The sequence below is a fragment of the Hwangdonia lutea genome (assembly GCF_032814565.1).
Lineage (GTDB): Bacteria > Bacteroidota > Bacteroidia > Flavobacteriales > Flavobacteriaceae > Hwangdonia > Hwangdonia lutea.
The window spans coordinates 3,061,598-3,086,010 of the sequence record NZ_CP136521.1; the positions used below are offsets into that span (position 1 = coordinate 3,061,598).

The window sequence follows — 24,413 nt, forward strand, 5'->3', positions numbered from 1 at the left end:
GTGTCTTAATTGTAGGAAAGACAAAAAATGAATAAAGAAAACGACATACTAAAATGGTTTGATGGCGACATCTCTACCGCGGAGATTAAAAAGCTATATCCCGATGAAGACTTTTCGGCATTGGAAAAAGCTGCCTTTTATGCCAAACAAATTGATGTGCCTAAAGTAGATGCACAACAGGCTTTAGCAGAATTTAAAACCAGATCTTTTAAAAAGAAAGAGTCTAAGGTTATTCCGTTAAACTTTAAATCGATTTTAAAGGTGGCAGCTATTTTGGTGGTTATGCTTACGTCGTCTTATTTTTTATTCTTCAACAATACAAAATCCTATTCAACAGCCATTGCACAAACAGAAACGTTTAACCTTCCCGATGATTCTGAAGTTATTTTAAATGCACAGTCCAAACTGTCTTTCAATAAAAAAACTTGGGAAAAAAGCCGAAGTCTTGATTTAAATGGCGAAGCTTTTTTTAAAGTTACAAAAGGAGAAAAATTTATTGTGAATACAGAAATAGGAAGCATCCAGGTTTTAGGTACGCAATTTAACGTAAAAGAACGCCCTAATTATTTTGAAGTACAATGTTACGAAGGTTCTGTAAGTGTAACACATAGCAAAGAAAAAGTGGTGTTAACCCCGGGTAAATCATTTCGGGTTGTAAATAATGAAATTGTTTCGGCTAAAGATTTTAATGCAGAAACCCCATCGTGGTTAGCCAAAGAATCTTCATTTGATAATGTGCCGCTATGGCAAGTAATTAATGAGTTGGAAATTCAATACGATATAACTATTGATGCCTCAAAAGTAGATGTTGCCAAAACGTTTTCCGGTAGTTTTACACACACCGATAAGAACATAGCATTACAATCTGTAACCATTCCACTTAAATTGAGCTACAAAATAAACGGTAATAAAGTTGAGTTATATAACTATGACAAAAACTAAACACTTCATCGTTTTACTTTCTGTCTATTGCTGCTTTTCTTTTGGTTTACAAGCCCAGGAAAAACTACCGCTATTAGATGTTATACAGCAATTAGAGAATCAATTTGATGTTAAATTTTCCTATTCCATAGATGATGTTAGCAATGTTTTGGTCGATCAACCTATCAAATCAAATACATTACATCAAATCATTCAAAATTTAAACGCTACCACACTTTTAAATTTTAAGTTTCTTAACGAGCGCTATATCACGGTTTCCACAATTAACAAAACCATAGCTATTTGTGGTGTTTTGGTTTCAGAAAAAACTAAAGAACCTTTGCTTGGGGCTTCGGTTTTAATTGAAAATTCTACAAAAGGTGTGATCACAGATATTGATGGCGCTTTTAATTTAGATGAAGTTGGAGCGAACGAAACAATAATCTTATCTTTTTTGGGTTTTGAAACACAGGTTTTTAAAGCTGCAGATTTAATGTTGTTAGATAATACTTGTAAGACCATTGAAATGCAAGTAAAGAGCGAAACGCTCAACCAGGTTCTAATCACCAAATTTTTAACCACGGGTTTGCAAAAACGCATTGACGGAAGCACCATTTTAAACACCGAAAAGTTTGGCATTTTACCTGGACTCTCAGAACCGGATATTATGCAATCCATTCAAGCTTTACCGGGCGTTGAAAGTGTTAACGAGAGTGTTGCAAATATTAATGTTCGAGGCGGTACAAACGACCAAAACCTTATTCTTTGGGATGACATTAAAATGTACCATTCGGGGCATTTCTTCGGACTCATTTCAGCTTACAACCCGTATTTAACAAATCGTGTTACGGTGACCAAAAACGGAACCTCAAGCGAGTTTAGCGATGGCGTGTCCAGCACCATAAATATGTCTACTAAAAATAAGATAAATGAAGGTTTTAAAGGCGGCGTTGGCGCTAATTTGATACATGCCGATGCTTTTTTGGAAATACCGTTAAGTAAAAAACTGGCCGTTCATATATCGGGTAGGCGTTCGTTTACAGATGTTTTTAGCTCACCAACTTACGATACGTATTTTGAACGTAGTTTTCAAGATAGCGAACTCACCACAAACAGCGATAACATTAGCGAGAGTAACAAATCGTCCGATTTTTTCTTTTACGATTACACCGCAAAAGTGCTGTTCGATTTAAATGATAATCATAAAATTAGAGCCAACATTATAGGTATTAATAATAATTTAGATTACACCGAAAGCTTTACAAATACGGATAATGAAACAGACTCCAAAACTAGTAATTTAAAGCAACAAAACTTGGGAGCTGGTGTAAACTGGAATGCGACATGGCATGCTAAGTTTTCAACAGAATTCAATGCCTTTTACTCAAAATATAACGTGGATGCGGTTGATTATAGAATTGAAACCGATCAAAAATTAACCCAAGCAAACGAAGTTCTCGAAACGGGAGTAAAGCTTAAAACCGATTTTAAGATTAACGATAATCTAAATTTATTAAACGGCTATCAATTTAGTGAAATAGGCATTTTAAACGAAACCACAGTTAGCGCGCCCTCTTACGATAAAACCAAAAAAGATGTGTTGCTTAACCACGCGCTTTTTAGTGAATTTGAATTTAATAAACACAATACTTATCTCAGGTTTGGGGTTCGCGGGAATTATTTTCAGAAATTCAATAAAATAATTATTGAACCTAGATTGAATGTTAGGCAAAAACTAAATAATTTCTTTGCTTTAAAATTGCAAGGTGAGTTTAAAAACCAATCGGCCACCCAGATTATCGATTTCCAAGATGATTTTTTAGGCGTTGAAAACCGCCGTTGGATTTTGGCAAATAACAGCTCGATTCCTATTTCTGAAAGCAAACAAGGCTCTTTTGGTTTCGAATTTAACCAAAATAATTTTGTTATTGATGTTGAAGCATTTTATAAAATAGTTGATGGCATAACAGCATCCAACCAAGGGTTTTATAATAATTTTCAATATATAAATGCCACGGGGAGTTATCATGTAAAGGGTATCGAGTTTTTAATGAACAAATCAGCTGATACTTACAGCGCTTGGGTGAGCTATACCTATAGCGTAAATGATTATGAGTTTGAAAGTATTACCCCATCTGTTTTTCCAAACAATGTAGATGTAAGGCATTCGGTGTCTTTGGCTTTTAATTATGATATTATTGATAATTTAAAAGTGTCTGTTGGAGGTGTTTACCGTTCCGGTGCTCCTTATACGAAACCCGTAGAAGGCAATGAAACCATACAAAACGGCAATAATACTGTGGTAAATTACGACCTCCCAAACAATGAAAACTTAGACGATTTTATCCGATTGGATGCTTCTTTGAAATATAATTTCAACCTGTCAAATACGGCTAATGGTGCTATTAGTTTGGGTGTTATTAATGTTATGAATAAAAAGAATAGCATCAATAGGTATTACGAGGTACACCCTGAAGATTCAAATTCGGTTGTTCAAATTGATAATAAATCACTTGGTTTAACGCCAAATTTAAGTTTTAGAATCAATTTTTAGAATAGTAAATCACATTAAAAAAATCGATAAAATGTATTATTTTTACGATTAAATGTTGTTTAGTTCGATGTTTTTTATATTTTTGTCAAACCCAAATCTTAAAATAAAATGAAAAAATTAACTCTATTGATGTTGTTTTGTATAGCAACAATTACTTCAAAAGCTCAAAATGATTTAGATGCACTTCTGGCCGCAGGTGTAAAAAATGCAGAACGTTTTGCAAATGATTATTTAATGTCGGGAACCGATGGCTTAATGCACAGCATGAATGCCGGTTGGTTTAATACGGCAGACGCTAAACCACTTGGAGGTTTTGAAATTTCAATAATAGCCAATGCTGCAACCATACAAAATGAGCACAAATCATTTTTAATGAATATTGCAGATTACAATAGCGACCCAGATCAAGATTTTGTGGTGTCGTTTGCCGATGCTTCAACATCAAAATCTGTAGCAACTGCTTTAGGGGAAAATGAACCGGATATTGATATCGTAGTTACTTATAACGATCCTATTTTAGGTCCTCAACAAGAAACCATAACCTTGCCAAGTGGCATTGGTTCGGATACGGCAAACTTACTGCCAACAGCGTTTATTCAAGGTGCTATTGGGCTAAGCAAAGGTATTGAATTAAAAGCGCGTTTTGTGCCTAAAATCAATACCGAAGATGTAGATATTAGCATGTATGGTGCGGGATTACAAATGGAATTTACCAAATGGTTGCCTGCCGATAAATTGTTGCCGGTAGCTATTTCAGGATTGGTGGCTTACACCCATTTGGATGGCACTTACGATATTACAGGATCTTCAGGAATTAGTGGTAGTAATCAACGTATAGAGAATGATACCAATACCTGGTTATTACAATTAATCGCATCAACCAAATTGCCGGTAATCAATTTTTATGGTGGTTTAGGATATATTAAAGGGAAGTCGGAATCAGATTTATTAGGGACTTATACCGTATCAAACGGACCATTATTTTCTCAAACCATTACCGATCCTTTTTCGGTATCAAGCGAAGTGTCATCTGTAAGAGGCACTATTGGTACAAAATTAAAAATCGGTTTTTTCAGATTAAATGCTGAGTACCATTTATCCGAGTTTAATGCATTTTCAGTAGGCGTGAATTTCGGATTTAGATAATAGTTTTTTTGAATTCATTTTTTAATAAATGAATGTTTTAGTTAGTTTATATAATTAGTTGAGTAAAAAGTGCAAGATTTTAATTTTGCACTTTTTTCGTTTGCAGTATTTTAATTCATACTTTTGTTAACCAAAATTTTTAGCGGTAAAACAAACAATAGTCATGTTTTAATTCAAAATAAATAATGACTTTTGACTAGAATTTATAACATATCACAAATCATTTAAAACATAATTTTATGAAAGTTACAGTAGTTGGAGCAGGGGCAGTAGGAGCTAGTTGCGCAGAGTATATTGCGATTAAAAACTTTGCTTCCGAGGTTGTATTATTAGACATTAAAGAAGGCTATGCCGAAGGTAAAGCCATGGATTTAATGCAATGTGCATCTTTAAACGGGTTCGATACCAAAATTACAGGCATCACAAACGATTATAGCAAAACCGCTAATAGCGATATTTGTGTTATTACCTCGGGTATTCCGCGTAAGCCAGGAATGACTCGCGAAGAATTAATTGGTATTAATGCCGGTATTGTAAAATCGGTGTCATCGAGTTTAATCGAGCATTCTCCAAACACCATTATTATTGTGGTGAGTAACCCCATGGATACGATGACGTATTTGGTTCATAAAACAACAGATTTACCTAAAAACAGAATTATTGGTATGGGCGGCGCTTTAGATTCTGCACGTTTTAAATACAGACTAGCTGAAGCCTTAGGAGCTCCAATTAGCGATGTAGATGGGATGGTAATTGGCGGACATAGCGACACGGGTATGGTGCCATTAACATCGCACGCCACACGAAATAGTGTTAAGGTATCTGAGTTTTTATCTGACGACCGATTAAATCAAGTAAAAGAAGATACTAAAGTTGGTGGTGCCACATTAACCAAATTGTTAGGTACTTCGGCTTGGTATGCGCCAGGTGCAGCGGTTTCAGGATTGGTTCAAGCCATTGCTTGCGACCAAAAGAAAATGTTCCCTTGTTCAACTTTATTGGAAGGTGAATACGGTTTAAGCGATTTATGTATTGGCGTGCCTGTGATTTTAGGTGAAAACGGTATCGAAAAAATAGTTGATATTCCGTTGAGCGATGCTGAAAAAACACACATGCAACAAAGTGCCGAAGGCGTTAAAAAAACAAATGGTTTACTTGAATTGTAAACTTTAATATCACAAATTGGATTTTATAATAAAAGACTGTAGAAATACAGTCTTTTATTATTATATTTGGCGCATGAATTCAAAATGGTACATTAGTGCTTTAATAGTTATTATCACCTTATTTGGTGCTGTTTCTCAGCAGCAAGCTATTGTGCCAAATCAAGAAATTGTTCTTCAATTTACAGATGCTTCCATAACACCCGACGAATCCCAAAACACCATTGCTATAATAAAACAGCAATTGCAGGATTTAGGTGTTAGCAATATTCAAATAAAGGAAGAAGAAGGCGGTAAGTTAAAAATCACATATCACAGTGATGCCGATGTTGCAAGTATTAAAAAGACCTTTTCAAAAGAAAAAAACCTCATTTTAGATGCTGGTTTTCCAAGTGAAAATGAAGGCTCTTCAAAGCGTCCTTTTGATGACCATACAGTTAGCTATAAACTCGATGTTTACGAAATACAAAAAGGGCACGATGCGCCGTGGGATTTAAACGGTACCTCGGTTGTTGAGTTAAAACCAGAAAGCAAAAGATTATCAAATCCAAATTTATATGCCTTTGTCAATCCTTTTGATGTCAACGAAAGCGGCGAAAAGGTAGTCTATAAAATTTATTATAATATTGCCATTGCAATAGATAATACTTCACATAAAATACCCGAGGTTAGAGCCGGACCATTGGTTTAAATCACTTCAAAAAACTGCTTTTGTATTCAACTCAAAAGCAATCAAAATTATTAAAATATAAAAACTGTCAATTACTACGAGAAAATTCTATATTTGCTCGTTTTAAAATTGAAACAATTTTTGAACAAGGTAAAACCTTGTGAATCATTAAACTTGTCATTCCCGTAAAAGTGGGAAACTAAGACACAAAAAAACACAAAATGCAAAATAAAGGATTAGTAAAATTATTTGCGCTCTTGTTTGGTTTGGTAAGTATTTACCAATTATCATTCACGTTTAAAGCCAATCAAATTGAGAGTGAAGCCCAAGAAATTGCTATAAATAAAATTCCGGATACCGAGGATGATTTTAGAGCAAAAAGAAGTATTGAAGAAACAAATTACCTTGAGTCTATTGCCAACGATACGGTTTATAATATAGGTATTGCAAAATTCACGTATAATGATGTGAAGCAAAAAGCCATGAATCTTGGTTTGGATTTAAAAGGTGGTATTAACGTAATCTTGCAAGTATCGGTTAAAGATATATTAAAAGGATTGGCCAACAACACCAAAGACCCTGTTTTTAATAAGGCTTTGGATGACGCAACCGAGCTTCAAAAAAATAGTCAAAACACCTATTTAGAAGATTTTTTCATTGCGTTTGATAGAATTAAAGGCGATACAAAATTGGCCTCTCCAGATATATTCTACACCAAAGCTCTAGATGGTGAGATTAATGGAAGTATGAGTGATGATGATGTAAAAGGAGTTATCAGAACCAAAATTGATGAATCGATTGTTTCGGCTTTCGAGGTATTGCGTAAGCGTATTGATGAGTTTGGTGTAACCTCACCAAACATTCAGCGTTTAGGAAATTCTGGTCGTATTTTGGTGGAATTACCAGGGGTTAAAGATGTTGAGCGTGCTACAAGCTTATTACAGAGTACGGCTCAATTAGAGTTTTGGGATGCTTATAAAGGAGAAGAATTTTTTCCGTTTTTAGTACAGGCAAACGAGGTATTAAAAGACATTGTTAAAGTTGATACTGCTGATAAAGAGGTAGAGCCTCAAGATGAAGAAAATGCAGAAGACTCACAAATTGATGCGCTTTTGGGTGAAGCTGAAACCGATTCAACGGCTGTTTCTAGTGTAAATCCAATTTTCGATTTAATTAAAGGTCAAGGTTACCAAGGTGGCCCTGTCATTGCAAGTTTCGAATTAAAAGATAAAGAAACTGTTTTAAATTATTTAAACTTACCACAAGTAAGAGCTTTATTGCCAGCAGAACAACGTTACGTAAAGTTTGCTTTTGGTAAACAAAAAAAGAATAGCGAGCTAGTAGATTTATACGCTTTGGTTGGTAACAGAGAAAATGTGCCGCCTTTAAGTGGTGCCGTTGTTACCGATGCGCGTAACCAATTCGGGCCAACAGGTAAGTCTGAAGTGTCTATGCAAATGAATTCTAAGGGCGCTAAGGTTTGGGAAGAAATGACTGGGAATGCCTTCAACCAAGGCAGTCAAATTGCCATTGTTTTAGATAATATTGTGTATTCTGCACCTGGTGTAACTACAGGGCCTATTGCCGGAGGAAGCTCTTCAATTTCTGGAGATTTTACATTAAACGAAGCTATCGATTTAGCCAATGTACTACGTGCAGGTAAATTACCGGCATCGGCCGATATCATTTCGAGTGAAGTAGTTGGTCCATCATTAGGGCAAGAAGCTATTGATAGTGGTACCAAATCGTTTATGATTGCCTTGGCATTAGTATTACTTTGGATGATTTTCTATTACGGAAAAGCGGGTGGATTTGCAGACATCGCCATGGCGTTGAATATCTTATTAATCTTTGGTATTTTATCTGGTTTAGGAGCCGTATTAACTTTACCGGGTATTGCAGGTATTGTGTTAACTATTGGTATGTCGGTTGATGCGAACGTGCTTATCTTCGAGCGTATTCGTGAGGAAATCGTAAAAGGTAAAGGACAAAAAGAAGCAATTCAAGACGGATTTAGTAACGCCTTATCTTCTATTTTAGATGCCAATATTACAACCGGTTTAACAGCATTAATCTTATTTATTTTTGGAACAGGCCCTATTAAAGGATTTGCAACCACCTTATTAATAGGTATCGCAACATCTTTATTTACGGCTATTTTCATCACCAGATTATTAGTAGATTGGTATGTAAACAGAGGCGGAAAGTTAGATTTCTCAACCGCATTAACTAAAAACTTATTCAGAAATATTAGCATTGAATTCTTAAAGAAACGTAAGGTAGCTTATGTGGTTTCTGCAGTATTTATTGTAGTAAGTTTAGGTTCGTTGTTTACAAATAGCTTAGACCAAGGTGTCGATTTTGTTGGTGGTAGAACCTATCAAGTGCGTTTTGACCAAGATGTTAGTGCTGCCGAAATTACCGATGTACTTTCGCAACCGGAAATTTTTGGAAGCGCAGATGCTAAAACCTTTGGTAGTGCCAATCAATTAAAAATTACTACTAAGTATAAAGTTAACGAAACAGGATCTGAAGTTGATGAAGAAATTAGAAAAGCATTATATGATGGTCTTGTTCCTTATTTAGAAGGAATATCTTATGAAGAATTTATAGATTTAAACGATGTAAACAAACAAGTTGGATTACTTGAATCTTACAAAGTATCGCCAACCATTGCCGACGATATTAAACAAGCCTCGGTATGGGCGGTATTGGGCTCGTTAATAGTAGTGTTCCTTTATATCTTATTCCGATTTAAGAAATGGCAGTACTCATTGGGTGCGGTATCAGCGGTTTTCCACGATGTATTAATTGTATTGGGGGTATTCTCGTTAACCTATAAATTCATGCCGTTCAGTATGGAAATAGACCAAGCCTTTATCGCAGCCATATTAACTGTTATTGGTTACTCGTTAAACGATACCGTGGTTGTATTCGATAGAATTCGTGAGTTTTTTAACGAGCACACCTCTTGGAAATTCGATAAAGTTGTAAACGTATCATTAAGCAGTACTTTAAGTAGAACACTAAATACATCATTAACAACGTTAGTAGTGTTGTTATCCATCTTTATTTTTGGTGGCGATTCAATTCGAGGCTTTATGTTTGCCTTAATTGTGGGTGTTATAGTTGGTACGTATTCATCGTTGTTTATAGCAACACCAATCATGTACGATTCAGTAAATAAATTACAAGGAAAAAAGAAGAACGACTAACTCAAATTTTTTCTTTATAATGAGAAGCCTATCATGTATTTGATAGGCTTTTCTATTTTAGATATTTAATGCTTTCCTTTTTTTACCGGTAATATGTTCTATCTTAATTAAGAAAACAATAGGGGTGTTTCCTTTAAAAATTTTACTTGAAAACTCGCTGATAAAATCTAGTTTTGTATGCTCTTTTTCAATAATTACATCCTTAACACCTAATGAAAACGCATGAAGATACGCCTTGGCACCGCTACCAAATTGCTGTTCGAACTTACCGTGAACCAATACCGATTTCCAATGGTTAATGGTTGATATTTCTGCAACTTGAAGAGATACGGCGTTGTTTTTTCTCATCGCAATTATTTTATGACCTTCACCCGAATAACAAATAATGGCGTTGTTATTTTTGTCGAAATAATAGGTAATGGGCACCACAAAAGGCTTATTTTGATAGATGTACGACAAATGCCCTATATAATTGTTCTCAAGGATAAAGCGGCTTTCTTTTAGATCTAAATTTTGTATCATGGCATTTTAATTTTAAGGCAACATACTAGTAGCTATTAGACCCAAGTAAGTTATTTATTATCGAGGATTTAGACTATGATATTAGTCAGTTTTAAGCTCTATAAGTGTAATCTCAGGTCGCATGCCCAATCTACCAGGAAAACCTAACCAGCCCAACCCACGATTAACATGTAAGTATTGGTCTTTCTCATTATATAATCCGGCCCAATGTTTGTATTTATATTTTATGGGGCTCCATTGCAGGTTTTTATATTTAAAAGCGGCCTGCATACCATGTGTGTGTCCGGATAAGGTTAATGCGATATTGGTTTTTTCTATCACTTCTTCAGTCCAATGCGAAGGGTCGTGTGATAATAATATTTTAAACGGAATGGCGTCTACATTTTTAATGGCTTTTTGCAAATCGCCATATTGTTTGAAAGGCGGATTCCCCCAATTTTCGACACCTACAATGGCAATTTTATCGTTATTCTCTTCAATAATATCAGACTGATTAAGCAAGAGTTTGAAATCTATGTCATTAAAAAAAGCCTTAATCGCATTAAAATTTTCTTGCTTTTCTTTTTCGGAATGCCATGTACTATAATCGCCATAATCATGGTTGCCCAAAACGGCATATTTGCCCAAGGTTGCCGATAATTTTCTGAACACGCGACTCCATCCGCGTAATTCCCAAGCATAATTGTTTACCAAATCTCCCGTAAAAAAAATTAAATCGGGTTTTAAATGGTTAATCTTACTCACAGCACGATTTAAAATATGAAAGCGATGGTTGAAACTGCCTAAATGCGCATCTGAAATATGAACAATTCTTAAATTTTCGAAGGCTTTAGGTAGGTGATTGAATTTAATTTCTACATGATAAATTTTAAAATTATAGAGCGATTTAAAAATGCCATAAACAATCACGAAAAAAGGTAAAAACCCTGAAAATAAAGCTATAAGCGGAATAATTAAAAGCGATTCTTTTTCTGAAAAAACAAAGTTTGTAAAGAATAGTATCGATATCACTATTACAAAAATTATTTTGGGGATGAATGAAGAAATGGTTAAACCGTATAATGATGATATTAGAAGTTGCTTTCTTCTGGGGTCAATAGCGTTCAACCTCACTTTTAATATGATTATTGATATAATAAGCCCTATGGTGAATACCCAAAATATGATGTGAATCGCATGTCTTAAGAATACCGATGTAATAAGTTTGGTTATAGATTGTAGCCCATAGAAGGCAAAAATATCGATCAATAAGATGGCCAAACATAAAAGTAAAATAGTAAATAGTGAGTAGCTGCGCATTAAAGAATATTATGTTTTTTTTGTTTTTGTTTAAGACGTCGTTTGTCTTTGAGTGCCCCTAACTTCGGTTCACATCTGAAGCCAAAAATCCTAATGTTGTTATTTATAAAGTTAATTGACACCTTCAGCCTTTAATATGAGAGATATCAGTTTAACCTTAAAAAAATCAATAACATTGATAACTATGTTTTGAGTTTTTATATTCAACTCATGTCATATCGAAGTAATCGCAATGCATTTACAACGACAACAATTGTAGAACCTTCGTGAAAAGCAACGGCCAATCCAATGTTTGTCAATCCTAAAATAGTAACAGGAACCAAAACTATAACCACACCCAAACTTATTAAAATATTTTGTTTAATAATTTGTTTGGATTTTCGACTTAAAGCAATGGCATAAGGTAATTTCTCGATTTTATCAGACATTAAAGCCACATCGGCGGTTTCTAAAGCCACATCGCTACCTGCGGCTCCCATGGCAACGCTCACCGTACTTAGAGCCATGGCTGGCGCATCATTTACACCGTCACCAACCATGGCTACTTTTTTGTTTTGTTCTATAAGTTTTTTTATTTCTGAAACCTTGTCTTCGGGCAATAAATTTCCTTTTACATCAGTAAGTCCGATTTGTTTAGCAATGGCATCGCCCACGTTTTGATGATCTCCAGTTAACATAATCATACGCTTAATACCGATTTTTTTCAACTGTATTAGTGTGTCTACTGCAGTTTTTCGGGGAATATCCATAACACTAATTAATCCTATAACCTCATTTTTAAACGCGACAAGCATAACGGTATGGCCATTTTCCAATAGGCTCTTCATTTTAGAGATAACAGTTTTATCCACTTTAATGCCTGCATCTACCATGAGTTTTACATTGCCTATAAATACCTCTTCATTCAAATAAGTAGCGCGAATTCCTTTTCCTTGAATGGCATTTACATGCGACGCTTTATTTTGCGACTCGATACTATATTGGGTTCTTATATCTTTTGAAATGGCTTTAGCTAGCGGATGATTGCTTAAGCTTTCAACATTTAATACGAGCTTGACAAACGCGATCTCATCAAAATCGTTAAGCGGAATTACGTGGGTGAGTTTAGGTTTTCCTTCGGTTAATGTTCCTGTTTTATCAAAGGCTATTGTTGTGATTTCTCCCATATCTTCCAACGCTTTTCCGCCTTTTATTAATATGCCTTTTTGGGCAGCTCTGGCAACACCACTTAATACAGCACTAGGAGTTGAAATAGCTAAGGCACAGGGGCTTGCGGCTACCAAAACCGTTATGGCTCTGTACAGACTGGTTTCAAAACTTTCATCAAGAATTACATGTGCAAAACACAATAAGAAAACTACAAGTATGACTATGGGAACATACCACTTCTCGAATTTTTTGGTGAGTTGTTGGGTTGGTGATTTTTGGGTTTCAACATCTTTAACCATTTTAATTAAACGCGATACCGTAGAGTCTTTGCTTAATTTTAAAACCAGAATTTCAAGAACGTTATCGCCATTAATGGTGCCTGTGTAAACAACATGGTTGTTGTCGATAGTATTAAATTCCGGCAGATTAGTTGTGCTTGCAATAGGTGTTTTGTCCACAGGGATACTTTCTCCTGTTATTGGCGCTTGATTTACGCTGGAACGACCACTAATTACAACCCCATCGGCAGCAATTTTTGTGTGCGGTTGTACAACGATTATATCATCGATTTTTAAGTCGTCTATAGTGACCTTGATAAGTTTTCCATTTTTTTTAATATGCGCCGTTTTGGGAGATAATTCGTTAAGGGCCTCAATCGATTTTTTAGCTTTGTTCATGGCATAATGCTCTAAAGCATGCCCAAGGCTAAACAGAAATAATAACAGTGCTCCTTCAACCCAGCTACCAATATAAGCGGCACCTGCAGCTGCAGCAATCATTAAAAAATCGATATCAAAACCGCCTTTAATAATTTTTTTAGAGGCTTCAATCGTTATAAAATAACCACCAAAAAAGTATGCTATTATGTAGCTGGTTAAGGCTATCCATCCGCTAAAGTTGGTCAAGCGCTCAATCAAAAAACCAATCAGCAGAAAAATGCCACATGAAATAGCAAAATAGAGTTCTGATTTATGTCCAAAAAAATTACTGTGATTGTGATCTTTCTCTTTATCGTTTTCCATTAAAAGTGTGTTCCTATTGGCTTAAAAATAGGCATTTTTTAAAGATTTCAATAATAAAAGGGATTAGTATTTAAACAAGTGTTTTAGTTGTTCTGATGAAAACTTATATAGTTCTACAGGTCTGTTTTTTATTATTAAGATTCACATATAAATCTTAAAATAGTTAATGGTTTATGCAGTCTTTTTTCATAAATCCTCATATAATCGCAATTTGTTATGTAATGTATTTATTTCGTTTTTCAAACTCTCTACTTGCTTTAATAGATTAAAAATAACATCGACGCCTTCTAAATTTATATCCAAATCGTAATGCAAGCGCATCATTTTTTCGACTTCCTTTATTTGGGCGGTATGGATATAAAACTCATCCTTTTCATCAATAATTTCAATAAGTTGAAATTCTTGTAGTGTATTTATAAATGAAACGGGAATGCTATAGCGTTTACAGATAATTTGTATGGGTATTAAATCTTGTGTTTCCATTACGAACGCAGTTTTTGTAATTGTTTTATAAGGGCCTTTTCTTCCGAAGTAAGATTTGTGGGCAGCTTTATTTTATAAGTAATATAAAGGTCTCCAAATTGTCCTTCTTTTTTGTATTTAGGAAATCCTTTGCCTTTTAGTTTTACTTTGGTGCCGTTTTGGGTTTCGGGCTTTACATTCAACTTTACTTTTCCGTTAAAGGTATCAAACATAAGTTCTCCGCCCAATAGGGCTTTAAATAAATCCAAATCTATTGTGGTGTAAAGATTGTGTTTGTCTCTTTTGAAATTGGAGTGGTTTACAATGGAAAACTGAATGTATAAATCGCCATTGGGCCCACCATTTACTCCTTTGCCACCATGTCCTTTTATTTTTATGACTTGCCCGTTTTCAACACCGGCAGGAATGGTAATCCTGATGTTTTTATTATTTACGGTTAAGGTGCGTTTATGGGTGGTGTAAACCTCTTTTAGGTCTAGTTGTAATTCGGCATTAAAATCCTGACCTCTAAATTTCACCTGTCTTCCACGAGCACGGGACGATGCGCCACCGAACATGTTTTCGAAAAAACCTGAAAAATCTTCTTCAGTGTAGCCTCCAAAGTCGCCTTGGCTACTGTATTGTCGCGAATGTTGTTGTTGCTGTTTTGCTTTCTCATAAGCTTCAGCGTTTTGCCAATGCTCGCCATATTGGTCGTACTTTATTCGGTTTTCGGGGTTGCTCAACACCTCATGGGCTTCGTTGATTTCCTTGAATTTTTTTTCTGCAACCTTATCGTTTGGGTTTAAATCTGGATGATATTTCCGCGCTAATTTACGGTAGGCTTTTTTTATTTCGGCTTCGGTAGCTTTTTTTGAAACTCCCAATATTTTATAATAATCTATAAATGCCATAGACCTGTATTTTGGGTTTTGATTTATTAATTCAGAAGTGCAATAAATATAAGCATCTTAAATGATTTTGGCAATACTTTCTAAATGGATTTCATTAGATTAGTGCGATACTTTTGTTAAGGTTTCTTCAATGCCATATCAAGTTTGGCAAGCATTATAAGTTCCGATTTGTTTATGCCAGAAAAAGCATGAGCAATTTCCGAAGCTGTTTTTAATATCAAGCGTTTTATTTTGTTTGTAAACAAGTGTTTTTGTTCGTCTTTATATGCTATAAATTGCTTAAAACATGTCTTGGCATCTATTTTGTTTTCATTATTCAGCCAATCAAAAATGATTTCTATTTGGTATGCTGCATCGATTTGGTTAGCGCCTTTAAAAACATCAACATTCAGCCAATGTTTTTTTACTATTTCCTTTAGGGTATTCCGCTCTTGATCTTCCACTTTTTTATCCGCCGAAGCAATGGCATAATACAGTTTACCAAGGTTTTTGTAAAAATTAATTAAAGTCTTGTTATTGGTTTCCATGCTTGTTTTTATCAAAACAATTAATGGATTAAAATACATATTAATTGTATGTTTAGCTATGATATAAATCAGTGGAAACCTAATAAAATGAGAAATTTCTCCTACCTTTGGAACACTATCCGTAAAGCTCCTGTTTTATGTTTAATCAAGATCAAGAAATATTCAATATTCTGCTCGAAGCTGTTTCTGAGGGTGTTATTATAGTTGATAACCATCAAAAGATTATGGAAGTTAACTCATTTGCAGAAACAATTTTTGGATATGCTAAAAATGAAATTTTAGATAAAGAACTCAATTTACTGATACCTTCTCATTTCCATTCGAGCCATTCCGTTTATTTTGAAAAATTTATTAAACGGGGTAAACGGCGAAAAATGGGCGAAGCGGTAGATATTTTTGGCTTAAAAAAAGATGGCACTGTTTTTCCCGTTGAGGTTGAGTTAAATCCGTTTACCATATATAACAAAACCTATGTTATGGCCATGGTTAGGGATATTTCTGAAAAGCAAAAAATAGAAAAACAACTGATGCTAAAAAGTAGGGCTTTGGAGTCTGTAAACAACGGTATTATTATAACAGATGCCTTAAAAAAAGACAATCCGGTTATATATTTTAATTCGGCTTCCCAAAAGCTAACAGGGTACTCGAGTAGCGAAATTCTCAATCATAATTGCAGGTGTTTGCAAGGTGAAGACAGAGACCAAGAGCCTCTTAAAAAACTTAGAAAAGCCATTAAAAAAGGCGAAAGTTGCCAAGTCACTTTACGCAATTACAAAAAAGACGGCACGCCGTTTTGGAACGATTTGTACATCATGCCCATTATTAATAACGAAGGCATTGTTACAAATTTTATAGGGATACAAAACGATGTAACCAAGCGAAAAAAGACGGAAGACGAACGCCAACATTTGGCTACCATTTTTGATGAATCTTTAAATGAGATTTATGTTTTTGATGTTGATTCGTTAAAATTTATAAATGCCAACTACGGCGCCCAAAAAAATATTGGATACAGTTTAGACGAGTTATGTAATATGACGCCTTTAAACATAAAACCATATGACAATGAGGCCGATTTTAGAAAAACCATAAGTGTTTTGTTGGAAAAAAAGGAAGAGAAGCTAAAGTTTGAAACCGTACACCAGCGTAAAGATGGCACTTATTACCCTGTTGAAGTGCATTTGCAATTATCACGTTTGGGCGAAAAAGATGTTTTTGTTGCTATTATTCTGGATATTACAGAACGTAAAAACTACACCACAAAACTTGAAAACAAGGTAGAAGAACGAACGCAGCAACTTAAAATAGCTTTGAGTAAAGAAAAAGAACTCAATGAGCTGAAAACAAAGTTTTTATCCTTGGTGTCGCACGAGTTTAAAACACCGTTAAGTGGTATTTTAACCTCTTCTCAATTATTGAGCAAGTACACTTTAACCGAACATCAGGAAAAACGCGATAAGCATATAAAAACAATTACAGATAAAGTTCATTACTTAAACAATATTTTAAACGACTTTTTATCATTTGAAAAATTAGAATCGGGTAAAGTTAACTATAGGTTTGCCTATTTTAAATTAAGCAAAGTGATTAATGAGGTGGTCTACAATGCCAACATGCTTTTAAAAGAAGGTCAGCAAATAAATTATCCTAAAAACATTGATGATTTTTCTATGTTTCAGGACGAAAAAATCACGGAATTAATATTGTCCAATTTACTGTACAATGCCATTAACTATTCATCAGAACACACAACCATAGATATAGCGGTTAAACAGAACAGCGAAACCACAACCTTTAAAATTAAGGACCAAGGCATTGGGATACCCGAAAAAGATCAAAAACATATTTTTGAGCGTTATTTTAGAGCAGAAAATGTGCTTAACACACAGGGCACCGGAATTGGATTAAATATCGTTAAAAATCATTTAGAAAACGTAGGCGGCACTATAAGTTTTACGAGCAAAGAAAACAAGGGTTCTACTTTTATATTAACATTTCCCAATACTGCAAAGCCATAAAATGCACTTCATTTTCGGTTAAAAACAAAAAGTTAAGGTGAGCTCTTAATTAATATAGGGTAAAACCAACATAATTGTTATATTTATACATTATGTAATTTCTGATGGGTGTCGGGATAAAAAACAACAATTAATAGCACATGAAAACAGTTTTGCTTATTGAAGATGATGCTGTTTTAAGAGAAAATACGGCAGAACTTTTAGAGCTATCAAATTATAACGTTATTACAGCTTCAAACGGTAAGGCGGGCGTTGTATTGGCAAAAAAGCAGGAGCCAGATATTATTGTTTGCGATATTATGATGCCTCAAATGGATGGCTATGCGGTGCTTAAAACATTATCGAAAAGTAAAATTACAAAATACATTCCTTTCATATTCTTATCGGCAAAAACCGAACGCGCCGATGTTAGAAAAGGCATGAATTTAGGCGCCGACGATTACATAACAAAACCGTTTACAGAAGACGACTTGGTTAGCGCCATTGAAAGTCGTTTGGCAAAAGTTTCTATTTTGCAAGACATAAAGAGTAATCAAAAAAAACAAGTAAATGAGTCGAGTGATATTGAAATAAAAACACTAAACGATTTAAAGAACTTCTTTGAAAACCACGGCACCGAATTCACTTTTAATAACGAAACCGTAATTTACCGCGAGGGAGAACATTCAAATTATATTTATTTAATAAGCAAAGGCGCCGTAAAATGCCACCAAATTAACGAGTTGGGCAAAGAATTGGTTACGGCTTTATATAAAGAAGACGATCTGTTTGGATACCATTCCTTTACACAAAATACAGCCTATAAAGAAACCGCAACAGCCATTGCCGACACTGAGTTGCTAGGAATTACAATGGTAACATTTAAAACCTTGCTCAACCAAAACCACCAAGTAGTTATTGAGCTTATAGAGCTGTTGGCACATAATCTTTCTTCAGTAAAACAAGAATTATTGCAAATGGCATATAGCACGGTCAACCAAAAAACAGCAGCCACAATTTTAAGATTTGCCGAAAAAATAAACCGCAAACCCGATGATGTTATAAAAATTTCTCGAAACGATTTAGCAAGTGTTGCGGGTATTGCCCCAGAAACCTTTATTAGAACCTTGGCGCTCTTTAAAAAACAAGGCATTATAAAAGCAGATGGTAGAAACATTACCGTAATTGATTTTGAAAAATTAAAAGACATCAGCTGCAATTAAAAACCATGCGCTGACAAAAATGATTTATATCATTTCATACCAAGTGTTTACCATGTAATTTAGTGGTTGTAAAGATGCTTTTAGATGAAAAATATATTACTTCCCACAGATTTTTCAGAAAATTCATGGAATGCCATAAAATACGCTATTAATTTTTTTGAAAAAGATGCTTGTAACTTTTACCTGCTGCACGTAACTAGGTTTGATAACTTTATGAATAGCGAAAGCCCGTATGTGGCTCCAGCAGAATCTATAGAAGAGGTTTATACCAAATCGGCAAAATTGCAGCTGCGAAAACTCTTAAAGCGCATATCCAAAGCGTTTTCGCCCAATAAAAAACATAAGTTTTACGCCCTAGCAGATTATAATTTTTTTATAGAATCTGTTAGGAAACAGGTTGAAGAAAAAAAAATAGATTTTATTGTAATGGGCACCAAAGGCGCTTCGGGTTTTAAAAAAATTATTATAGGCAGCAACACCGGCGATGTAATTACTAAAGTAAAATGTACCACTTTAGCAATTCCGGAACAGGCAAAATTTGTTAGGTTGGAAGAAATAGCGTTTCCAACAGATTTTTCATTTTCCTACGATATACAAATATTGGAACCGCTTTCAGAAATTTTAGAAAACCAACAATCTACATTGCGTATGCTTCACATAAGTAAAAAGCGGGCAAATTTAGATGGCGATCAACTTAAAAACAAAGAACTGTTAGAAGATTATTTTAATTATTTTAAGCCTAGTTTTCACTATTTAACTAATAAAAAAGTAGAGGATGCCATACAATGTTTTGTAGAAAGCCGTAACATAAATATGATTTGTATGGTGGCAAAAAACCTAAATTATTTTCAGCAAATATTGTTTCATTCTAAGGTGGAGGCAATTAGTTATCATACAGAGATACCCTTTTTGGTCTTGCACGAAAAAAACTAAAGGATAATGGATAATTCAATTTTTTTAGCAAAGTTTTGGGGTTGGTATCTCATTATTTTCTTTTTAATATTAAGTTTTAAACCAAAGCGCATTAAACAGTTTTTTAATAATTTAAACGATGAAAAATATTTAACAATAGCTTCGTTTATCGCCATAATTATGGGTTTGTTAAATATATTGTTTCATAATATTTGGGCATCCAATTGGAAACTTATAATTACCCTTATGGGTTGGATAAGCCTTTTAATGGGGTTATCGTTATTTATAATGCCTAGGCGTACCATTACTGTTTTGAAGTTTATTAATATAAAACTGGTACAGCTTATTTACACCCTGTTATTTTTAGTGGGATTGTTTTTACTTAATATGGTTTATGGCATTGTACCTGTTTAATTTATAAACTGATATATATCATTTCCTAATTTAAAAATGCTTGCTACATTGGCATTGTTATTAAGGAGTTCTTTTACAGAGTTATATAAATATAAACCGTTGTGCATTTAGAATGAAAATAATTTCAATATGTCAGTTCGAGTGATTTTGAGGAACGAAAAATTGTATCGAGAACCCATTTATGGTTCAAAAATTCTTATTCTCGATACAAATTTCACTCATTTCAATCATAAAATTCACTCAAATTGACAGAATTCTGCCAAAATGCACAGCGGGTAAAGATAGATATGGTTGTTGAAAAACAGCACTATCGAAACAAAGTGTTTTAAGCTATTATTTAGCAGGAAAACCGCAATGTTGCCTTTAGCGATAAAGGGTATGTTGTAGAAAACCGAAAGTTAGATGATGACATTAAATACTTTGGAAAAACAGGAAGCTTCGGTTTCCTGTTTTTTATACCACATAGCGTTTTCGTTGGAAGATGTTTAACGCGGTTTTAGAAATATTTGATACTATTTAAAACTGAAGACTTAGTATAACTAACATTAGGTATATTAATCATTAGGAAGGTTTATTGCTGAAATCAAATATTTTTAAGGTGAAACAGGAGGTTTAGGCTTCCTGTTTCTGTTTTATGGCGGCTATTAATCAATTCGCATGTATTGCAAATGCGAATTGAAAAAGGGGATGTTAATTAACAGCCCCTTTTTTTGTTTATATCAGATGCATTGCAATCAAACGGATTCAAATCTGATATATATCATTGCATTAGCACCATATAGTATTTAACTTTAGTTGTAAATATAACGCCATGAGAAAAATACTGATACCTACCGATTTTTCTGAAAACGCCATCAAAGCCATTCAATATGCCGTAGAATTATTAAAATATGAAATTACCGAGTTTTATTTGATGCACGCCTATCAAGACGATATTTATGCCGATGAAGATTTGTTGGCTCAAGAATCTTTAGATAAGGTTTCAGCAATTATTAGTGAAAACTCTAAAGAAAAATTAAAAAGCACCCTAAAATTAATCCGCAGTGTGTCTCCAAACCCAAGGCACTCATACCATATTATATCATCAAATAACTTGTTGGTAGACGAGGCCAATAAAATTGTAGATGAGCAAAATATTGATATGATTGTTATGGGAACCCGAGGGAAGACAAACGATAGAAAACTGACTTTTGGCAGTCATACTTTACAGGTTTTAAAATATGTGCAATGTCCGGTTTTGGCCATTCCAGAAAATTATAAATACACTCAACCAAAGCATATTCTTTTTCCAACAGATTACATGATACCGTATAAAAGAAGAGAGCTGAAGTTACTTTGCGAAATAGCGATTCCTTTTAGGGCTGTAATAGATATGCTTTACATATCTACAAGCCATAAATTATCATTAAGGCAAAAAGACAATAAGGCATTTATTGAAAGAGAATTGTGTAAAAACAACATCAATTTTAAAATAGAAAACAGCAAGCATATTATCAATGCCATTTACAAAAACATTATAGAAAACAACACCGATATATTGGTTATGGTAAACACAAGATATTCTTTTTTAGAGAGTATGTTGTATCAATCTACCATAGACGAGTTGAGCTTAAATCTTGATATCCCGTTTTTAGCATTACAAAATATGAGGCGCAGTTAACAAATTATAAAAATTTTAAAAGCCATGAAAAAAATACTTCTTCCCACCGATTTTTCTAAAAATTCCTGGAATGCTATATCCTATGCGTTACAGCTTTTTAAAAACGAAACCTGCAAGTTTTATTTGCTAAATACTTACACGCCAATAATCTATCACGTAGAATATGTTTTGGTACAACCGGCACAATTTGGTATGGCAGATGCGGTTAGGGAAAGCGCCTTAAAACAGCTCAACGATTTTAAGGAGAAAATAGCAACAACGTTTAAAAACCCAAAGCACACCATACAAACCATGGCGGCTTTTAATACGCTTATTCCCGAAATTAAAGATGTTGTTGAAGTAAAAGAAATCGATTATATAGTTATGGGAACCAAGGGCGCAACGGGTGCCAAAGAGGTATTATTTGGAACAAATACCGTGCACGTTTTTAAAAACGTAAAATGTCCAATAATAGCCATTCCTGATGGCTTCGATTTTGAAACGCCACACGAAGTTCTGTTTCCAACAGATTATGAAATCGACTATAAATACCATCATATAAAACCCATATTAAACATCATTTCACTTTACAATTCCCGAGTAAACGTGTTAAACGTGTCTTATGGCTACGATTTGTCTGAAACGCAAAAATCGCATAAAAAAATATTGGAAACCTACTTTACCGATAGCGATTGCTTTTATCATAGTGTAAGCAATCAAAATGTGCCAGAAGCCATAACTAAATTTCAGTTAAGGAATCAAGTGAACTTATTAATTATGATTAACAATAAACGGTCGTTTTTCGAGAATTTGTTTTTCAAATCCAAAGTAAACCAAATAGGGTTTCATTTAAACGTTCCGTTTTTAGTTATTCCTGCAAAAACATTAAATAAATCATAAAAAAATAACCAATGAAACGCCATATTTTACTTCCCACCGATTTTTCAGATAATTCATGGAGTGCCATAGTTTACGCCTTGAAACTATACGCCAACGAACCCTGTACGTTTTATTTTTTAAACTCCGTGGCCATTAAGGTTTCTAAGCTATCCAATCTTTCAAACAAATTATCGACAATTATGCGAGAAGACGCCAAGACCGAGTTAAAGGACTTAAAGGCATTGGCCGAAACCAGTACAACCAACACAAATCATGATTTTTTAACCATTCTAAGTTCAGAAGATTTAATATCCGCTATAAAAAATGCGGTTAAAAAATGGCAAATCGATGTTATAGTTATGGGAACCAAAGGCGCCACGGGTGCAAAAGAGTTTTTCTTTGGCAGCAATACCATGCGCGTTATTAATAGCTTTAGAAATTGCCCTGTTTTAATTGTGCCGGAAGAATTCGATTTTGTCACACCCAAACAAATTGCTTTTCCAACAGATTACAACCGCTTTTACGGAAAGGCTGAAATTGAGCCGTTAACAAAACTAGCAGATTTACACGACTCTAAAATTAGAATTGTGCACATCAATGAGAAAGAAGAACTCAGCGATATTCAAGAATATAACCTGATGATTTTACAAAGCCATTTAAACAATTATGATTACAGTTTACACTGGATGCCTAAGTATGATAAAAAAACGGCAGAAATCAATGATTTTATTGAAGAACTGAATATTGACATGCTGGCCATGGTAAATTATAAACAGAGTTTTATAGAAAAAATAGTAAACGAGCCTATTATAAAGAAAATAGGATTTAAACCCAACATACCATTTTTGGTTATACCGGAATAAGTTGATTGGTCACTTTTGTATACCTAAAAATTAAACGAGAAAAGCTAAACAACCTTAAATTTTACGACCTAAGTTATGAAATCAACTTCAATAGAAATCATTAAATCATCTGGTGAAAAAGCAAAGTTTTCATTGGAAAAGTTGGAAGCATCGTTAAAACGTACGGGTGCAGATCATCAAACCGTCAATCAAATAGTCCATAAGGTTACAGACGAGCTTTACCAAGGCATTTCAACAAAAGAAATCTATAACAGGGCGTTTTCATTATTAAAAAAAAAGAAAAGCCACTTTGCATCAAAATATAAACTTAAAAAGGCCATTTACGAGTTGGGGCCAACGGGTTTTCCGTTTGAGCGTTTTATAAGTGCCATTTTGCAATATTCTGGTTATAAAACCGAAGTTGGTAAAATATTACAAGGCAAATGCGTAACGCACGAAATTGATGTTATAGCGCAAAAAAATAATAAAACCACGGTAATAGAATGTAAGTTCCATAATGAAGAAGGGCTTAATTGCAATGTAAAAATTCCGCTTTATATAAACTCTCGCTATAATGATATAAAAGCCCATTGGAGCGCCAACGATAAAACTAAAACCACACTCACAAAGGGTTGGGTGGTAACCAACACGCGTTTTACAACAGATGCGATACAGTACGGAAATTGCATTAATTTATACTTACTGAGTTGGGATTACCCCAAAAATGATGGCTTAAAAGATAGAATAGACCGATTGGGATTATACCCCGTTACAGTGTCAACATTGCTAACCAAAAGGGAAAAACAGTTTTTGTTGAGTAGGGATGTGGTGCTGTGCAGAACCTTAATTGGCGATGCGTTTTATTTGGACCATTTAGGGGTTTCTGAAACGCGCAAAGAAAAAATATTGAATGAAATAAAAATGCTTTGTAATCATTAATAAC

20 protein-coding genes are annotated in these 24,413 nt (G+C 34.3%); 14 read left to right on the forward strand and 6 right to left on the reverse strand.

Features of this window, described 5'->3' with window-relative positions; genetic code table 11:
- Nucleotides 1–27 precede the first annotated feature (27 nt).
- The 6 genes from RNZ46_RS13200 (at nt 28) to secDF (ending at nt 9,669) form a co-directional block, all read left to right on the forward strand.
- Nucleotides 28–942 (forward strand): FecR family protein, encoded by a 915-nt coding sequence (locus RNZ46_RS13200; protein WP_316982635.1) that lies wholly within the window; start codon nt 28–30, stop codon nt 940–942.
- Nucleotides 929–3,475: a TonB-dependent receptor gene (locus RNZ46_RS13205; RefSeq protein ID WP_316982636.1), complete on the forward strand. Its 2,547-nt coding sequence runs from the start codon at nt 929–931 to the stop codon at nt 3,473–3,475. Before RNZ46_RS13200 ends, RNZ46_RS13205 begins: the two co-directional genes overlap by 14 nt.
- Nucleotides 3,476–3,583: 108 nt before the next feature.
- A complete protein-coding gene (locus tag RNZ46_RS13210) occupies nt 3,584–4,621 on the forward strand; it encodes a DUF6588 family protein (protein WP_316982637.1) in 1,038 nt (345 codons plus the stop codon).
- A 239-nt stretch (nt 4,622–4,860) separates the two neighbouring features.
- Nucleotides 4,861–5,787 carry a malate dehydrogenase gene (mdh, locus tag RNZ46_RS13215; RefSeq protein WP_316982638.1) on the forward strand — a complete coding sequence of 309 codons (927 nt, stop codon included), beginning with the start codon at nt 4,861–4,863 and terminating at the stop codon, nt 5,785–5,787.
- A 16-nt stretch (nt 5,788–5,803) separates the two neighbouring features.
- A complete protein-coding gene (locus tag RNZ46_RS13220; RefSeq protein ID WP_316982639.1) occupies nt 5,804–6,475 on the forward strand; it encodes a hypothetical protein in 672 nt (223 codons plus the stop codon).
- A gap of 200 nt (nt 6,476–6,675) precedes the next feature.
- Complete coding sequence (gene secDF / locus RNZ46_RS13225; RefSeq protein ID WP_316982640.1) at nt 6,676–9,669, forward strand: protein translocase subunit SecDF; 2,994 nt, start codon at nt 6,676–6,678, stop codon at nt 9,667–9,669.
- A 57-nt stretch (nt 9,670–9,726) separates the two neighbouring features.
- Here the strand turns inward: secDF and RNZ46_RS13230 are convergent, their stop codons facing one another.
- The 6 genes from RNZ46_RS13230 to RNZ46_RS13255 form a co-directional block, all read right to left on the reverse strand.
- Complete coding sequence (locus RNZ46_RS13230) at nt 9,727–10,191, reverse strand: pyridoxamine 5'-phosphate oxidase family protein (RefSeq protein ID WP_316982641.1); 465 nt, start codon at nt 10,189–10,191, stop codon at nt 9,727–9,729.
- An 81-nt stretch (nt 10,192–10,272) separates the two neighbouring features.
- Entirely contained in the window at nt 10,273–11,490 is a 1,218-nt protein-coding gene (locus RNZ46_RS13235; protein ID WP_316982642.1) for a metallophosphoesterase, read from the reverse strand.
- 203 nt (nt 11,491–11,693) lie between these two features.
- Nucleotides 11,694–13,661: a heavy metal translocating P-type ATPase gene (locus RNZ46_RS13240; protein WP_316982643.1), complete on the reverse strand. Its 1,968-nt coding sequence runs from the start codon at nt 13,659–13,661 to the stop codon at nt 11,694–11,696.
- Between the two features lie 186 nt (nt 13,662–13,847).
- Nucleotides 13,848–14,144 carry a chaperone modulator CbpM gene (locus RNZ46_RS13245; protein ID WP_316982644.1) on the reverse strand — a complete coding sequence of 99 codons (297 nt, stop codon included), beginning with the start codon at nt 14,142–14,144 and terminating at the stop codon, nt 13,848–13,850.
- Nucleotides 14,144–15,037: a DnaJ C-terminal domain-containing protein gene (locus RNZ46_RS13250; RefSeq protein ID WP_316982645.1), complete on the reverse strand. Its 894-nt coding sequence runs from the start codon at nt 15,035–15,037 to the stop codon at nt 14,144–14,146. Before RNZ46_RS13250 ends, RNZ46_RS13245 begins: the two co-directional genes overlap by 1 nt.
- 116 nt (nt 15,038–15,153) lie before the next feature.
- A complete protein-coding gene (locus RNZ46_RS13255; RefSeq protein ID WP_316982646.1) occupies nt 15,154–15,564 on the reverse strand; it encodes a hypothetical protein in 411 nt (136 codons plus the stop codon).
- 137 nt (nt 15,565–15,701) lie between these two features.
- Here RNZ46_RS13255 and RNZ46_RS13260 point away from each other — a divergent pair, with 137 nt between their 5' ends.
- The 8 genes from RNZ46_RS13260 (at nt 15,702) to RNZ46_RS13295 (ending at nt 24,409) form a co-directional block, all read left to right on the forward strand.
- The gene (locus RNZ46_RS13260; protein WP_316982647.1) at nt 15,702–17,582 is read left to right on the forward strand and encodes a sensor histidine kinase; all 1,881 of its coding nucleotides are present in this window, start codon (nt 15,702–15,704) and stop codon (nt 17,580–17,582) included.
- A 140-nt stretch (nt 17,583–17,722) separates the two neighbouring features.
- Nucleotides 17,723–18,784: a response regulator gene (locus tag RNZ46_RS13265; RefSeq protein ID WP_316982648.1), complete on the forward strand. Its 1,062-nt coding sequence runs from the start codon at nt 17,723–17,725 to the stop codon at nt 18,782–18,784.
- A gap of 84 nt (nt 18,785–18,868) precedes the next feature.
- Entirely contained in the window at nt 18,869–19,717 is an 849-nt protein-coding gene (locus RNZ46_RS13270; RefSeq protein WP_316982649.1) for a universal stress protein, read from the forward strand.
- 6 nt (nt 19,718–19,723) lie between these two features.
- Nucleotides 19,724–20,110, forward strand: coding sequence for a hypothetical protein (locus RNZ46_RS13275; protein ID WP_316982650.1), 387 nt, complete (start codon nt 19,724–19,726; stop codon nt 20,108–20,110).
- 811 nt (nt 20,111–20,921) lie between these two features.
- Nucleotides 20,922–21,770: a universal stress protein gene (locus tag RNZ46_RS13280; protein WP_316982651.1), complete on the forward strand. Its 849-nt coding sequence runs from the start codon at nt 20,922–20,924 to the stop codon at nt 21,768–21,770.
- 24 nt (nt 21,771–21,794) lie between these two features.
- Nucleotides 21,795–22,649, forward strand: coding sequence for a universal stress protein (locus RNZ46_RS13285; protein WP_316982652.1), 855 nt, complete (start codon nt 21,795–21,797; stop codon nt 22,647–22,649).
- An 11-nt stretch (nt 22,650–22,660) separates the two neighbouring features.
- A complete protein-coding gene (locus RNZ46_RS13290) occupies nt 22,661–23,491 on the forward strand; it encodes a universal stress protein (RefSeq protein WP_316982653.1) in 831 nt (276 codons plus the stop codon).
- A 75-nt stretch (nt 23,492–23,566) separates the two neighbouring features.
- Nucleotides 23,567–24,409 carry an ATP cone domain-containing protein gene (locus RNZ46_RS13295; protein WP_316982654.1) on the forward strand — a complete coding sequence of 281 codons (843 nt, stop codon included), beginning with the start codon at nt 23,567–23,569 and terminating at the stop codon, nt 24,407–24,409.
- Nucleotides 24,410–24,413: the final 4 nt, after the last annotated feature.

Bases quoted from the DNA above. Each gene is read 5' to 3' on its own strand.
- RNZ46_RS13200 (WP_316982635.1), top strand. From the start codon at position 28: ATGAATAAAGAAAACGACATACTAAAATGGTTTGATGGCGACATCTCT.
- RNZ46_RS13205 (WP_316982636.1), top strand. From the start codon at position 929: ATGACAAAAACTAAACACTTCATCGTTTTACTTTCTGTCTATTGCTGC.
- RNZ46_RS13210 (WP_316982637.1), top strand. From the start codon at position 3,584: ATGAAAAAATTAACTCTATTGATGTTGTTTTGTATAGCAACAATTACT.
- mdh (WP_316982638.1), top strand. From the start codon at position 4,861: ATGAAAGTTACAGTAGTTGGAGCAGGGGCAGTAGGAGCTAGTTGCGCA.
- secDF (WP_316982640.1), top strand. From the start codon at position 6,676: ATGCAAAATAAAGGATTAGTAAAATTATTTGCGCTCTTGTTTGGTTTG.
- RNZ46_RS13230 (WP_316982641.1), bottom strand. From the start codon at position 10,191: ATGATACAAAATTTAGATCTAAAAGAAAGCCGCTTTATCCTTGAGAAC.
- RNZ46_RS13235 (WP_316982642.1), bottom strand. From the start codon at position 11,490: ATGCGCAGCTACTCACTATTTACTATTTTACTTTTATGTTTGGCCATC.
- RNZ46_RS13240 (WP_316982643.1), bottom strand. From the start codon at position 13,661: ATGGAAAACGATAAAGAGAAAGATCACAATCACAGTAATTTTTTTGGA.
- RNZ46_RS13245 (WP_316982644.1), bottom strand. From the start codon at position 14,144: ATGGAAACACAAGATTTAATACCCATACAAATTATCTGTAAACGCTAT.
- RNZ46_RS13250 (WP_316982645.1), bottom strand. From the start codon at position 15,037: ATGGCATTTATAGATTATTATAAAATATTGGGAGTTTCAAAAAAAGCT.
- RNZ46_RS13255 (WP_316982646.1), bottom strand. From the start codon at position 15,564: ATGGAAACCAATAACAAGACTTTAATTAATTTTTACAAAAACCTTGGT.
- RNZ46_RS13260 (WP_316982647.1), top strand. From the start codon at position 15,702: ATGTTTAATCAAGATCAAGAAATATTCAATATTCTGCTCGAAGCTGTT.
- RNZ46_RS13265 (WP_316982648.1), top strand. From the start codon at position 17,723: ATGAAAACAGTTTTGCTTATTGAAGATGATGCTGTTTTAAGAGAAAAT.
- RNZ46_RS13270 (WP_316982649.1), top strand. From the start codon at position 18,869: ATGAAAAATATATTACTTCCCACAGATTTTTCAGAAAATTCATGGAAT.
- RNZ46_RS13275 (WP_316982650.1), top strand. From the start codon at position 19,724: ATGGATAATTCAATTTTTTTAGCAAAGTTTTGGGGTTGGTATCTCATT.
- RNZ46_RS13280 (WP_316982651.1), top strand. From the start codon at position 20,922: ATGAGAAAAATACTGATACCTACCGATTTTTCTGAAAACGCCATCAAA.
- RNZ46_RS13285 (WP_316982652.1), top strand. From the start codon at position 21,795: ATGAAAAAAATACTTCTTCCCACCGATTTTTCTAAAAATTCCTGGAAT.
- RNZ46_RS13290 (WP_316982653.1), top strand. From the start codon at position 22,661: ATGAAACGCCATATTTTACTTCCCACCGATTTTTCAGATAATTCATGG.
- RNZ46_RS13295 (WP_316982654.1), top strand. From the start codon at position 23,567: ATGAAATCAACTTCAATAGAAATCATTAAATCATCTGGTGAAAAAGCA.